This is a genomic window from Azoarcus sp. Soil_N_20, assembly GCF_057656155.1.
The window spans coordinates 51,529-65,802 of the sequence record NZ_JBDGKX010000021.1 but is presented as its reverse complement, the minus strand read 5'-3'; the positions used below and the strand labels follow the sequence as shown (position 1 = coordinate 65,802).

The following is a 14,274-nucleotide window of genomic DNA, read 5'->3' as shown; positions in this document are numbered from 1 at the left end:
AAGGAGCGCGCCGACCACCAGTACCGCTTCGACCGGGTGTACAAGCCGCTGTGCCTGCACGGGTTCAACGACTGCGACCTGTATGCGCGCGAGGCGATGCAGAACTTCTACGCCGACGGCACCGGGTGGGACGACGAGCAGCTGGTGGCGACCGACATCTCGCCGATCACCTGGCGCAAGCTCGCCTCGCGCTGGAACCGGGGGATCGCCAAGCCGGGCAAGGGGGTGGAGGGCGCAGTGAAGGCTCACTCGATCCGCTTCAAGAAAACCGCCGAAGGCAAACCGCCGGCCTACTTCGTCGAACCGATCGAAGACTGAACCCACGGGCACTTCCCCCGGCCCGGCGCTGCCGGCATGCGGTGCGTGCGCTCGTGCCGGTCGTCCGGCCTTTCCGGAGAGCAGAGAGAAAACATGAAGACAATGAATACGGTCACGCTTCGATTTGCCGACGGCGCCAGTCGCGCGATCGAGGTCGGTGACGACGAAGTCGTGCTGGATGCCGCGCTGGCGGCCGGGGTGCCCTTGTTGCATCAGTGCCGGTCCGGCAGTTGCTCGAGCTGCGCGTCGCAGCTCGTGGAGGGAACGGCCGTCGCGCGGCCCGGGTCGAGCTCGACCCTGCTGGCGAGCGAGTTTCAGGCCGGCCAGCGCCTGCTGTGCGTGACCCAGGCCCGCGGCGACTGCACCTTCGATCTCTCCTACGGCAGCGAGGACGGCGGCGTGGTGCCGACCGAGGTCCATGCCTTCGTCAATGCGATCGAGCCCATTGCATCCAACGTGGTCAAGCTGTCGCTCGAACTGGCCGAGGATAGCTGGCTGAACTTCAAGCCGGGCCAGTTCGTCCAGGTCGAGGTTCCCGGGGTCGGGGCCCTGCGCAGCTACTCCCCGGTCAGCACGGAGGCGGATCTGCCGCGGCTCGATCTGCTGATCCGGCTGCTGCCCACCGGCGTGATGACCTCGTGGCTGAGCTGCAAGGCCAGGCCGGATGACGTGGTCAAGCTCAAGGGACCCTATGGCGCCTTCTTCCTCCGTGAGAAGACGCGCGCGCCGCACATCTTCGTGGCCGGCGGGACCGGATTGGCACCGGTCCTGTCGATGATCGACCGCATTCGCGCACTCGGCGGACGCAAGCCGCCCATGTTGCTGAACTTCGGCTGCGCCACGCCCGACGTGCTCTTCTATCTCGACGAGATCGGGCTGCGCGAGCAGTGGCTGCCCACCCTCGAGACCCGGATCTGTGTCGATCGCGGCGCCAACGGCAGCTTTCACGAAGGCAGTCCGGTGTCGGCCCTGACCCCCGCGGACGTTACCGACCCCGACACCGTCGCTTACCTGTGCGGACCGCAGGGCATGATCGATGCGGCCACGACCCGGCTTGTCGAGCTCGGGGTGAGGCCGGCCAACATCTTCAGCGAACAGTTCGTTCCCAGCAACTGAACCCGACACGGAGCGCATTCACGATGAGCCAGACCATCCCGGTCCCGCTTTCCCCCGAGCAGCTGCAGTGGTACGAGCAGGCCTGTGCCCGCATCGACCCGGCCCGCCTGAAACGGCTGCTGTTCAGTCTCACCGACATTCACAGTCCCACCGGCGCGGCGCGGTCCGCGAGCGAATTCATGGCCGGGACGCTGTCCGCCGCCGGGCTCAGGGCGCGCTACCAGCCGATGACGGAAACGAGCGGCAACGTGCTTGCCGAGTATCGCGGCCGCGGCGGCGGCGCGACCCTGATGCTCTACGCTCCGATCGACACCCATCTCGAATGCGATGACGCCGAGCGCGCATGGACCGGCGGTGAAGACAGCATCGACATGCAGCCGCGTGCGGTACTCGAGGGGGACTGGGTCTATGGCCTGGGCGCCTCGAATCCGAAGGCGATGGTGGCTACCCTGACCGAGATCGCCACTGCGCTGATCGAGGCGCGGGTGCCGATCGTCGGCGACCTGCTGGTCGGCATGGCCGACGGCGGCATGCCGGTCGATGTCGGCGCCCGCGGCCACGCCGGGATGTCCAACGGCGTGCTGCACATGCTCAATCGCGGCGCGGCGGCCGATTTCGCGGTGGTGATGAAGCCGTGGAACTGGGTCTATCACGAAGAGCCGGGCATGGGCTGGTTCAAGCTGCGCGTGCATGGGACCCTGGGCTACGCCGGGGTGCCGCGCGGCACCCCGGGCTTCCGGAGTTCGGTGGTGCCGGCCGCGGCGGTGGTCGGCGAACTCGAGCAATGGCTGGTCGCGTACGCCGAACGCAACACCTCCGGGGTGGTGGCGCCGCACGGCTGGATCTCCGGCGTGCATTCCGGCGACGCCGAGCGTCCGGCCTTCCCGTCGGCGATCACCGAGATCTTCTTCGATGTGCGGATCAGTCCGCGCACTACCCCGGCCGAGGTCAAGGCCCAGTTCGCCGCCTTCGTCGCCGACCTGCGTGCGCGCAGGCCCGATCTGGTGCTGGACTGGGAGATGTACGGCTCGGTGCCGGGCGGCACCACCGATCCCGACAACTGGGTGATCCAGTCCGCGCGCCGTGGCTGGGAGTTCATCGAGCAGCGACCGCATGGCCAGCCCGACCTGCTCGGCGGGCAGACCGACGGCACCGCGCTGCGTCGCTACGGCGTGCCCACCGCCCGCATCGGCTGGCCGTGGCCGGCCCAGGGTTCGCCGCAACCGGTGGCCGAGGGCCTGGGCGGGATGGGGGCGACCTATATCCCGGACCTGCTGCCGTGCGCGCGAAAGATCATGTACATCGTGATCGACACCCTGACCCGGACCCGCGCGGACCTCGGGCTTTGACCCGTGACCCCGAGCCCGCTGCTGGGGGCCGGGGCCGCAATGCTTGTGGAGGCTGTCGATGAGCAAGCGAATAAAGATGATTTTCCCGGTGCCGCTCAGCGCGGCGACCCGGCCGATGGTCGAGGCCCAGCTGCCCCCGGGTATCCGCCGGGCGGATATCGAGGTCGCGTTTGTCGGCGCGGGACAGGTCCTGACCCTGGCCGACAGCTATTACGACATGGCGCTGATGGAGATGGCCGTGATCGAGGCCGGGATGCGTGCCGAGGAGGAGGGGTTCGATGCGGTGTGCATCAATACGGTCAGCGATTCGGGTCTGAGCGCGCTGCGTTCGCGCCTGTCGATCCCGGTGCTCGCGCCCGGCCAGAGTGCCTTCCATGTTGCATCGATGCTGGGCCACCGGTTCAGCATCCTCACCATGTGGCCGCGCTGGTATCCGCTCTACCGCAAGACCTTGAAGGAGTACGGCCTCGAATCCCGGCTCGCGTCGATCCGCTCGATCGACGTGCGCCCGGATGCGGAGGCCCTGCTCGCGGGCAAGGAGGAGGTCGTGTTCGCCAGGCTCGAGGCGGCGGCCCGGCTGGCCATCGAGGAGGATGGCGCCGATGTCATCGTCCTCGGCTCGACCACCATGCACCAGTCGCATGCCTACCTCGCATCGCAGCTGCCGGTACCGGTCCTGAACCCCGGTGTCGTCGCCTACAAGATGTGCGAGCTGTTCCTCGACCTGGGGCTGGCGCACAGCGGCGTGGCCTATCCGGCGCCGGAGCAGAACAAGGACGACGCATTCAGCCATCAACCGATGAAGGTGAAGCCGTGACCGTATCCTCCACCCCCGCAATGGGCCCCGCAGCTCCCGCCAGTCGGTTCGTGACCGTCGACGGGGTGCGCATGCACTACCGCGAGGTCGATGGTCCGGCGACCGCCATGCCGGTGATCTTCACCCATGGCGGCGGCCCCGGCAGTACCGGCTGGAACAACTTCCGCCTCAGTGCCGCGGCCTTTTCCGCGCACCATCGCTGCTACTTCGTCGACCTGCCGCAGTTCGGCCAGTCGGACATGGTGCCGATCGACGGTCCGATCTTCTCCTGGCACGCCGCCCGACTGCTGGGTTTCATGGATGCGCTGGGGATCGAACGCGCCCACCTGGTGAATCAGTCGCTCGGCGGTTGCGTGGCGATCCGGCTCGCAGTCGATCATCCACACAGGGTGGGCCGACTGGTGCTGATCAGCTCGCAGCCGGTCGATCGCGGCGTGCTGGCACCACTGCCCCTGTTCAGCAAGCACGGCAAGGCGATCATTCGCGACTACTTCGTTGCCGATGGCGGGCCCAGCCTGCAGAAGATGCGCGAACTGATCGCCCGCTTCGAGTTCCACGACGACGACAAGGTCGACGACGAGAATGTCAGACTGCGCTTCGAGGCCAGCGTCAATCCGGCGTTTCAGGCCTTGCTCGCCACGCCGGGAGCATTCGGGCGCGGCGAGAATCTTGCCCCGCTGCTGTCCCGGGTGAGCACGCCGACGCTGATCTTCTGGGGGCTGCACGACTGGTTCGGCGCCATCGACGTGCCGATGTTGATGCTCAATCACTTCGCCGATGCGCGCCTTCACGTCACCGGCAAGGCGGCGCACCACCTGCAGACCGAATGCCCGGACGAATTCAATGCGACCGCGCTCGCGTTTCTCGAGGGGGCCGCCGCATGACCGACCTGCACTATCTGGAAGTCGCCGAAGTGGCGCCGCTGCTGGCGGGGCGCGAACTGTCCCCGGTCGAACTCGTGCGCCACATGCTGGCGCGGATCGAAGCCGTCGACGGACAGCTCCGCGCCTATGCCCGGGTGATGGCGGACGAGGCCCTGGCCGCGGCCGCCACGGCGGAGGCCGAGATCGGCCGCGGTCACTATCGCGGTCCGCTCCATGGGGTACCGATCGCGGTCAAGGATCTGTTCTGGACCGAGGGAACGGTGACCGCCGCAGGGACGACCGTGTTCAAGGATTTCGTGCCGCGCGAGGATGCCACCGTGGTCCGGCGCCTGCGCGAGGCGGGTGCGATCGTGCTGGGCAAGCTGCAGCTGACCGAGGGCGCGTTCGCGACCCCCCACCCCCTGATCGAGCCGCCATCCAATCCGTGGGGGCGCGAGCATTGGACCGGCGCTTCGTCCAGCGGCTCCGGGGTGGCCACCGCGTCCGGACTGTGTTTCGCCGCGCTGGGCACCGACACCGGCGGTTCGATCCGCTTTCCGTGCGCGGCCAACGGCGTCACCGGGCTGAAGCCGACCTGGGGTGCGGTCAGCCGCCATGGATCGTTCGAACTGGCCGCCACCCTCGATCATGTCGGCCCGCTCGCGCGCAGTGCGCGCGACGTCGCGATCATGTACGAGGCGATCGCCGGTGAGGATGCGCTCGATCCGACCTCCTTCCTTGCCTGTCGCACCGCGGGCGATGGCGGTGGACGCGGGCTCGCCGGGCTCAGGGTGGGGATCGATCGGGACTGGAACGCGATGGGCTCGGATGCCGCGACCCTGGCCGTCATCGATCAGGCGATCCGGACCATCGCCGGGCAGGGCGGCGAGATCGTTGACATCGCCGCCCCCGATGCCTGGCATATCGCCGGCGAGTGGGAAGTGCTGTGCGGCGTGCAGACGGCACTTGCCCATGCCGCGACCTATCCGGCGCGGGCGGCGGAGTACGGCCCTGCGCTGAGTCGGCTGATCGAGGTCGGCCGAAGCATCGACGGGATGCGCTACCAGCGCGCAATCCTGGACGCGCTGGCCTTTTCCGGGCGGATGTCCGCGCTCCTGGGCACGATCGATCTGCTGCTGGTTCCGGTTCAGCCGTTTGCCGCGCCGACCCATCAACAGCTGGGCCAGCTCGCGCAGGATCCGGTGCTCAACCAGCGCCTGATCCAGTTCTCGTCTCCCTTCAATGTCAGTGGGCACCCCGCGCTGACCTTGCCCGGCGGCATGACGGCAGGGGGCATGCCCATCGGTTTCCAGCTGATCGCGCGCAAGGGCGCCGAGGCGCTGTTGTGCAGCGCGGGCGAGGCCTTCCAGCGCGCGACCGACTGGCATCGGCAGCATCCGCCCGCCTGAACAAGGACCGGGGGCCCGGTCCGCGGGCAGACCACATACGCATCACGACGAGGACGATACATGACTGAACAAACAGTGACCGCCCGCCCCGAGCGTCGGGCCGGCGAGGCCGCCAAGGCGGCCCTTTCCGACCTGACGATCGCCGAGGCGACGAGCCTGTACGCATCGGGCGAGCTGCGCAGCGAGATCCTGGTGGCCGATTGCATTTCCAGGGCCAACGCCCGGGCCGACCTGAACATCTTCATCACCCTGGATGCCGAAGGCGCCCTGGCCGAGGCTCAGGCGGCCGACGAGGCGCGCGCGGCCGGCAAGCCCACCAGACCCCTGAGCGGCATTCCGCTCGTCATCAAGGACAACATCCACGCCGCCGGCCTGCCGGCCACCGCCGGCACGCCGGCATTGGCCAACTTCGTGCCGCGCGGCGATGCACCGGTGGTGCAACGCTTGCGTGCGGCGGGCGCGATCGTGCTCGGCAAGACCAACATGCACGAGCTTGCGTTCGGTGCGACCGGATACAACCATGCCTTCCATCACCCCGACACGGTCGGCGTCCGCAATCCCTACGATCCGGCGCACATCGCCGGCGGCTCGTCGTCGGGTAGCGCGGCTGCGCTGGGGGCGAGGATGGCGCTGGCAGCGCTGGGTACCGACACCGGCGGCTCGATGCGAATTCCCTGCGCGCTCAACGGGTGCGCATCGCTGAGGCCGTCCTGGGGGCGCTACTCAGGCCAGGGCGTGATTCCGATCGCCAACAGTCGCGACTCGATCGGGCCGATGGGCTTGTGCATGGCGGACGTGGCTTTGCTGGACGCCATCATCAGCGGCGAGGCCGCACTGCCGCCGGTCAGCTTCGATACCTTGCGACTTGGCGTGGTGGCAGGATTCTGGGCCAATCTCGACGACGATACGCAGGCCGTCGCGAGCGCGGCCGTCCGCAAGCTCGAGGCGATCGGGGTCCGGTTCATCGAGGTTCCCGACGCCCGCTTGCAGGAAATGAACGAAGCCATCGGCTTTCCGGTGGTGATCTACGAAGCCTATGACGACATGGTGGCCTATCTGCGCGAGCAGGGGCCGGGCATCTCGATCGACGCCTTGTACGAGCAGATCGCCAGTCCCGACGTCAAGGGCATCTACCGTGACCTGGTGCTGCCACGTCGGGTGACGGGCCCGGGCGGTGCCCTCGTCGATGCCGCGCCGGTTTATGCCGAAGCCTTGAAATATGGCCGCCCGGCACTGAAGGCGCATTATCGCGAGTTGTTCGCGCGCCACCGCCTCGATGCCTTCGTGTTCCCGACCACACCGGTGGTGGCGCCCGTCGCCCGGCCCGAAGTCAGCCTGCCGCAGAACTTCCACCTGCTGATCCAGAATACCGAGCCCGCGGCCAGCGCCAATCTGCCGTCGATCCAGCTGCCGATCGGTCTCGGACCCTGGACCGGGCTGCCGGTCGGCCTGGAGCTCGACGGGCCGGCTGGAGCCGATCGGCGCATGTTGTCAATCGGCATCGCGCTGGAAGCGGTGCTCGGCCGTATCCCCGCAGCCGCATAGCCCGCCGCCCCGTGCGGCTTGAAGCCCGTCTCGCCGCTTTACGCGCGAGGCGGGCTTTTCGCTTGAAGAGCGTGTCCGGTACTGATCTGGGTGTAAAGGCGATCGCGTTCGCCGGCTGTGGCGGCGACATGAGTGCTTGAGAGAAACGCGGGGGAGACCGTCGCCTCCCGTGCCGCAAACGGGAAAGGCCCGGTGGCGGATTTTGTTCCGCCAGCGGGCCTTCGATTCTGCCTGCGACGCACATCGGCCGGGCACCACCGTAGTGGCACCCGGCGTCGCGCTCAGCGTCCGGCCGACTGCAGGGTCTGCAGGGTCAAGTCCTTGGAGCTCATGCCTGCCACGTTGGTCTTCCAGGTCGGCGAGTCGACCAGGAACACGGTGGCGTGGTTGCGCTGGAAGTCGATGATGGCGCCGCCGGCGGTGCGAATGTCGGTGAAGCCGTCCTCGGCCTTGGCCGCGTAGGAGTGGAACTCCATGAACTTCCAGAACTCGCCCTTGCGGTTGTAGGCCTCGCCGTAATAGATGCGCGGGTACTTGGTGTCCACATACAGCACCTTCTTGCTGTACGGATGCTCGGACGGGGTGGTGGCTTCGATCACGTACACCTCGCGCGGTTCGAAGCGGTTGTTGTTCATGTTCCAGAACGGGGCCTGATCGTCGAGTACCGGGTATTTGTCGGCGAAGTCCTTGCCGTTCTTGTTCCACAGCGGGGTCTTGCTGTTGGCCACGGCCAGCACCCAGCGCTTGCCCACCATCTTGTATCCGGGGTACCAGCATGGACGCGCGTTGAAGATCTCGAGGTCGTCCTGGAGCTGGTCGGAGGACCCGATCGGATCCATCCACGCACCCCCGGAGAGGCGGCGTACGCGGCGTACGGCGGGGATGTAGGCCCACACGTCGTTCACCTTGATCGAGTCGTGCATCACGGTGAAGGTGCCCAGCCCCTTCATGTCGGAGGGCGCCTTGAAGTACAGCAGCTGGCGCCCGCGCTCGTTGCCGTCGCCCTCGACCATCTCGCCCGAGAGCCGGCCCTTCATCGCGTAGCGGGTGAATTCGGCCACCGGCTCGGCATGGACGCCCTTGGTGCCGTCGATCAGCACCTGGGTGAAGAAGGGGACGTAGGCGACATCGCCGGTGAGCTGGCCCAGATGCCAGTTCCAGATCACCTTCTCGGCGGCCTGCGGATCCTTCATGTCGATGTCGGGGAAGGGCTGACCGGCACCCCAGCCGTCGATCTGACAGGTCTCCGCGTTGATCCGGGTCTTGCCCGCATTGGCCTGCGACGCCTTGACCCACTTCGGGTCGAGCGCGATCTCCTTCGATTTCGCCAGCGGAATCTTCCAGCCGTTGTTACGGATGCGCCATTCCATGCGCTCGCTCAGCAGGCTGGCGATCGTGTGGCCTTCGAAGGTGTCGTTCCTGAGCTTGTCGATGTTGTCGGCCGACAGCACCGTGCCCTCGGGAACTTCGGCGGCGCGGGTGCCGAAGCTCGTCACCAGCAGTGCAAGGGTCAGCGCACCGAGCAGGGGTTTATGCAGTTTGATCATGGGATATTCTCCGTTCGAAGGGTCAGAACAAGTAGGTCAGGCTGGTGTAGAGCTGATCGCGCTTGTGGAAGTAGCCGAACAGGCTGGCGCTGTCGCAGGTGTTTGCGTTCGGCGCCTGGCACTTGTTGGCGTCGCGCCACTCGTCGTTCCAGAACTTGTCGTACTCGACTTTCCAGCGCCAGTTCTTGGCCAGCTCCACGGTGACCGAGGGCACGGCAAAGCCGCCGCCATAGCTCAGATCGGTGCCGACCACCAGTTCGGGCCGGATGCGGCCGTTGTCGTAGCTCATGCTGAAGATGCCGGTGAGCAGGAAGGAGTGCTCCTTGGTCCTGGCGCCCCAGCCCACCGAATTGAGCAGGCGGTCGTCGCTGTCGTAGTTCTGGATCCACTTGTCGAACAGCTGGGCGGAGAAGAACATCGGCTTTTCGGTGCCGAGCAGCGACTGGGTGAGCGCGATGTTCTTGTCCATGCGCAGCATCCAGGTGATCACGTCCTTGCGCTCGAAACCGTCGAAGCCGGGGGCCACGACCTGCGACGCGAGCGAACCCGGGATCGCGGAGAAGTTGTACGGCGCATCCTTGACGTAGGCCACCTCGGTGCTGAATACCGCATCGGCCCACCCGGCATAGCCGCTGGCGGTCATGCCGAAGACGTCGACGATGGGGTAGATGATGTTGCCGAACAGGCCGGTGGTGTCGGCGCGGCCCTGGGTTTCGACCGAGCTGAAGCCGGGTATGCCGTTGAACTTGCTGGTGCCGTTCATGATCGGCGTGGGCCAGAAGGTCTTCAGGTAGGACAGCGAGTAGTTGATGTCGCCGGCCATGCCGCTCCAGCGCAGGCCGCCGGTCACGTCGCGGTGATCGCCTTCGTCGTTCTCGTAGTCGTAGGGGTCGATGTTGCGGAAATCGACACCCGCATAGGGCTGGCTCGACCAGCGCCCGCCGTAGACCTCGAGTTCGGTACCGATATCGCTCTTGCGGTCCCAGCCCGGGCGAATGAACATCTCCAGGCCGCCATCGTACTCGGGCACGTCGACGTTGAGCTTGACCATGATGTTGGTCTTGCGCAGCTCCTCGTTGGCGGGCTCGAGAAAGGAGCGCCAGGTGTAGTCGAAGCCGTGCACGAGGTCGTTGGCGGCGAAGAAGTCGGTTTCGCCCCAGGCGATCTGCTGCTTGCCGAAACGCACGCGGGTGCGCTCGCCGAGCGGGAAGTCGATGTACAACTCGCGGACCACGTCGCTGATATCGTTGCGGTTGTACAGATCCATGATGTCGCCGTCGCGATAGTTGTGCGCGCCCTGTTTCTCGAGCTGGCGCAGGAACGGCGTCTGCACTTCGCCCACGGCGCGCAACTTGGCCACCACCGACACGTTCTCGGTGGCCTGCCAGTCGAGGTTGAGGCGGGCGGTGGTGCGCGCCATCGACAGCTTGCCGCGGTCGTTGTCGTCCGGCGTGTCTTTCCAGTCCATCGTGTTCCACGACAGCTCCTGGCGCAGGTAGCCGTCGACCTTGAGGGCGTCGTCGGCCGCATGCAGCGGTGCGCCGATTGCCGCCAGTGCAACGGCCAGACTGAGCTTCTTCAAACAGGCGCGCGCGCCGGCGCCCTGCATCCCGTTCTTGTTCATGGGTTCTCCCTTGAGGTGGATCGAAGAGGTGCTGCGTGGTAAAGAAATCGGGGTCGGAGGGCGGCGAGCGTCATGCGCCCCGGGCCGCGGGGCGCAGCGCCGCGAGCACCGGCTGCTCGCGCTTGCCGAAGATGAACGCGGGACGGAACACGTAGATCACCGAGGGCATCACGAACAGTGCCGACATTGCCGACACGCCGAGCCAGATCGCCATCAGCAGGCCCATCTCGGCCTGGAAGCGCAGCGACGAGGCCCACCACAGCAGGGTGCTGAAGATCAGCACGCTGGCGGTCACCACCACGCCCATGCCGGCCGAGTGCAGCGCCTCGTGGATGGCGTGCTCGGGGGTGCTGCCGGCGGCGATCTCTTCCTTGATCCGGTCGGCGATGTAGAAGGCGTAGTCCACGCCGAGGCCGATCCCGAGCGCGGCCACCGGCACCGTGTTGATGTTCATGCCGATGCCCTTCCAGGCCATGAAGCTGAAGGTGAGGGTGTTGGAGATGATCACCGGCACCATGAACAGCATGCCGGCCACGGTGGAGCGATAGACCACGGTGCAGATCACCACCAGCACCAGCAGAGCGAGTGCCACCGCCTCGATCTGGCTCGACAGGATGACCTCGTTGACCGCGGCCATCACCCCGATCAGCCCTCCGGCGAGTTGCCACTGGCCCTGGGCGAGCGGGTTCTGCTCGATGAATTCCTTGATCCGGGCCACCGCGGTGCGGATCGTTTCACCCTGGCGATCGCGGAACATCATGGTGACCGCACCGTTGGCGTACTCGTGGTCGGCGAAGCGGTCGATGTCGCCCGGTTCCGAGACCGTGTCGAGGATCGCCATCAGGCTGCCATTGACGGTCTGGCTGTCGCCCAACTCGAGATAGCGCGGGTTGCCCTCGCGCAGCGTGCTGTTGACAACCGGCAACACGTCGGCGATCGACACCGACCCGCCCACTTCGGGCTGGGCCTCGATGAAGCGCTGGAAGCGGTTCATCGACTGCAGGATGTCGTTGGTCTTGACCAGGCCTTCCTTGCCGTCTTCGCCGAGGACGATGAACATCCGGTCCACGCCCTGGAAACGGGCATTGATCGCGGCCGAATCCTGGTTGTAGGTGGACTCCGGCCACAGGATCGGCGACCCCGGATTGGCGTCGCCGATTTTCAGGTTGAATGCATACAGGCCCGAGACCACCATCACCACCACGCTGCAGCCGATCACGGCGAAGCGGAAGCGTGAGGTCGCCATCCACACGCCGAGATCGAGCACCTTGCGCAGCAGCGGGGCGAGGTCGACGGGGTGCACCGTGCCGTGAGGGCGGCGGATGTACGACAGCAGCACCGGGGTCAGGATGACCGCGCTCACGGTCAGCGTCGACACCCACACCACCGACAGCACGGTGAGCTTCTGCAGCATCGGGATCGGGCTGAGGGCGACCACCGCCATGCAGGCCGCATCGGCGACCACGCCCAACATGCCCGGACGGAACAGATCGGCGAGCGCCACCTTGGCGGCATGGCGGGCGCATCCTGGCCCGGCGGCAGTGGTTTCGAGTTCGTCGTCGAAGCGGTTGACGATCTGCACCGAGTGCGACACCGCGCGCGAGGTGATCAGCATCGCCACCACGATCACCAGCGGCTCGAAGTGGATGCCGAGCAGGCGACAGATGCCGAGTGCCCAGATCGCGCTGACCACGCCCGCCAGCAGGGGCAGCAACACCCCGCGCCAGGTCCGCAGCAGCACGAACAGCATCACCAGGGTCACCCCGAGCGCGGCCGCGACCAGGTTGACCGTTTCCGGCACGTAGTGATTGACCCAGCCGTACAGGATCGGGTCGCCCACCACGCGGATGTTCACGGTGCCGTCGTCGACCGTGGCCACCAGGGCGCGGATCTCGGCGAACACCTTGGCGTAATCCACTTCGCGGTCGATGAAGTCGACGGTGATCAGCGTGGCCTGGAGGTCCTTGGACACGTACGGGCCATAGACCAGCGGATTGCGCAGCACCGATTCCTTGAGCGCGGCGCGCTCCTCGGCGTTGGTCGGCAGGTTCGGCCACATCAGCGGCCGGGTCTCGATGCCGTCGGTCGAGGCGAGCACTTCCTTGAGCTTCTTGGACGCGAGCGAGGTGATCTGGTACGGGTTGACCGCAGACACTTCGCGCAGCCCCAGGGTCACGGCCCGCACTTTCTCCAGCACCGCGGGTTCGAAGATCTCGCCCTCGCGGACCTCGAACATGATCGTGACCATGTTCGAGCCGCCGAAGGTGTCCTTGAACTTCTCGTGGGTCTTCACGTATTCGTGGCGCGAGGGCAGCATGTCCTCGAAAACCGTGCGCACTTCGATGTGCAGGGCGAACCAGCTAAGGACCAGGGTGAGCAGCGCAAGGCAGCCCACGACCCAGCCCCGCCGGCGTATGCAGAACTCGGCAATTCGTTCGATCATGGTGTTCTCTCTGGAGGAAGGGATGGGGTCTGACGCCCCGGTGTCAGTTGCCGACCGGCATCCAGCGGCTGCCGTCCCAGCGGCCGACATTGGCACCGGCGAACCAGGTCAGCTCCCCGGCCGGGACCACCCGGGTGTGCCACGACAGATCGCGTTCATCGAGCCGCCCGGTCTCCCATGCGTCCGCCGCGGCATTGGCGCGGACCCAGCGGCCCAGCGCGCCGGCACCGATCCAGCGCTGGCCGGCGGTGTCCCAGGCGATGTCGAAGAGGTGGTCATGGGCGCCGAGCTCGGCCGTGCGCCAGCTCGCGCCGCCGTCCTCGGTCACCAGCACCACGCCCTCCAGGCCGACCGCCACGCCATGCACCTCGTCGCGGAAAGCCACCGCCATCAGCGAACTCGGTACCGGGGCCTCGCTCTCGCGCCAGCTCGCGCCGCCGTCGTCGCTCGCGAGCACCCGGCCGAATTCGCCGACCACGCGGATGCGGTCGCCGCCCAGCAGGGCGACGTCGTTCCAGGCGACGTCTTCCTCGGGGCGCAGGCGGGTCCAGCTGCGGCCGTGGTCGCGGGTGAGCAGCAGCGCACCCATCTCGCCGGTTGCCACCGCCACGCCGCCGGGCGCAACGCGTACCCGGTTCAGCTTGTTGGCGACCTCCGAGCGCGGCACGTCGGCCGCCGCCATCCAGCTCCGACCGCCGTCCGCGGTATGCAGGATCGCGCCGTCGTTACCCACCGCGACCGCGTGGGTGGCGTCCCACACCGCGAGATCCTGCAGGGTGCGCTCGGAAGGGGTCGGCAGGCGCTCGACCTTGCCGTCAGCGTTCAGCGCGACGATCTTGCCGCTCGATCCGGCGAGCCAGACCTGGCCGTCGGGGCCGAGGGCCAGCCCGTAGTAGTGATCGCGGCGCTCCACCACCGGCGGCTGCACCGTGGCGCCGACCGGCTCGGGCTTGATGAACAGGCCGGCCCACAACAGCCCGCCGATGATCAGCCACGGCAGGATCATCACCGGCGCGCGGGCGAGCGAGAACGAGGTACTTTTGCCGCCGGTGCGTGGCGGTGCGGCAGGCGAAAGCCCGGGCAAAGGGCTGGCGATGCTGTCTGGAAATCGGTCCATGGGAGGCGGGCTCTGTGGTGTTGATCTGGGCATGTCGTATGCACGGCATTTCATGTCCGTAAAGCTAGAGCCTCACCCGGTCGCGGACTATCCATCCAATGCAGTCCCTATCCCGTGCGTGCAGTT

The 14,274-nt window shown here is 67.0% G+C and carries 10 protein-coding genes and 1 pseudogene; 7 read left to right on the top strand and 4 right to left on the bottom strand.

All coding sequences use genetic code 11. From position 1 onward, the window contains the following. The 7 genes and pseudogenes from AC3A35_RS25460 to iaaH all read left to right on the top strand — a co-directional run. Positions 1 to 318 (top strand): annotated as a pseudogene (locus tag AC3A35_RS25460) (Rieske 2Fe-2S domain-containing protein); the annotation flags it as partial. Between the two features lie 93 nt (positions 319 to 411). Continuing rightward, on the top strand, positions 412 to 1,434 hold the full coding sequence (locus AC3A35_RS25455; protein ID WP_487439342.1) for an FAD-binding oxidoreductase: 1,023 nt from the start codon (positions 412 to 414) through the stop codon (positions 1,432 to 1,434). A 23-nt stretch (positions 1,435 to 1,457) separates the two neighbouring features. After that, positions 1,458 to 2,783 carry an acetylornithine deacetylase gene (locus AC3A35_RS25450; RefSeq protein WP_487439341.1) on the top strand — a complete coding sequence of 442 codons (1,326 nt, stop codon included), beginning with the start codon at positions 1,458 to 1,460 and terminating at the stop codon, positions 2,781 to 2,783. Positions 2,784 to 2,841: 58 nt separating this feature from the next. Beyond that, on the top strand, positions 2,842 to 3,600 hold the full coding sequence (locus AC3A35_RS25445) for an aspartate/glutamate racemase family protein (protein WP_487439340.1): 759 nt from the start codon (positions 2,842 to 2,844) through the stop codon (positions 3,598 to 3,600). After that, a complete protein-coding gene (locus AC3A35_RS25440) occupies positions 3,597 to 4,484 on the top strand; it encodes an alpha/beta fold hydrolase (RefSeq protein ID WP_487439339.1) in 888 nt (295 codons plus the stop codon). The genes AC3A35_RS25445 and AC3A35_RS25440 overlap by 4 nt, the downstream gene beginning before the upstream one ends. Further along, entirely contained in the window at positions 4,481 to 5,872 is a 1,392-nt protein-coding gene (locus AC3A35_RS25435; protein ID WP_487439338.1) for an amidase, read from the top strand. The genes AC3A35_RS25440 and AC3A35_RS25435 overlap by 4 nt, the downstream gene beginning before the upstream one ends. Positions 5,873 to 5,932: 60 nt before the next feature. Further along, positions 5,933 to 7,417: an indoleacetamide hydrolase gene (iaaH, locus tag AC3A35_RS25430; protein WP_487439337.1), complete on the top strand. Its 1,485-nt coding sequence runs from the start codon at positions 5,933 to 5,935 to the stop codon at positions 7,415 to 7,417. Between the two features lie 281 nt (positions 7,418 to 7,698). Here the strand turns inward: iaaH and AC3A35_RS25425 are convergent, their stop codons facing one another. The 4 genes from AC3A35_RS25425 to AC3A35_RS25410 all read right to left on the bottom strand — a co-directional run bounded on the left by AC3A35_RS25425 (position 7,699) and on the right by AC3A35_RS25410 (position 14,148). Further along, positions 7,699 to 8,964, bottom strand: a complete 1,266-nt coding sequence (locus tag AC3A35_RS25425; protein WP_487439336.1) for a DUF1329 domain-containing protein — start codon at positions 8,962 to 8,964, stop codon at positions 7,699 to 7,701. Positions 8,965 to 8,986: 22 nt separating this feature from the next. After that, the gene (locus AC3A35_RS25420; RefSeq protein WP_487439335.1) at positions 8,987 to 10,588 is read right to left on the bottom strand and encodes a DUF1302 family protein; all 1,602 of its coding nucleotides are present in this window, start codon (positions 10,586 to 10,588) and stop codon (positions 8,987 to 8,989) included. Positions 10,589 to 10,658: 70 nt separating this feature from the next. After that, entirely contained in the window at positions 10,659 to 13,031 is a 2,373-nt protein-coding gene (locus tag AC3A35_RS25415) for an efflux RND transporter permease subunit (RefSeq protein WP_487439334.1), read from the bottom strand. A gap of 43 nt (positions 13,032 to 13,074) precedes the next feature. Beyond that, positions 13,075 to 14,148, bottom strand: coding sequence for a WD40/YVTN/BNR-like repeat-containing protein (locus AC3A35_RS25410; protein ID WP_487439333.1), 1,074 nt, complete (start codon positions 14,146 to 14,148; stop codon positions 13,075 to 13,077). Positions 14,149 to 14,274: the final 126 nt, after the last annotated feature.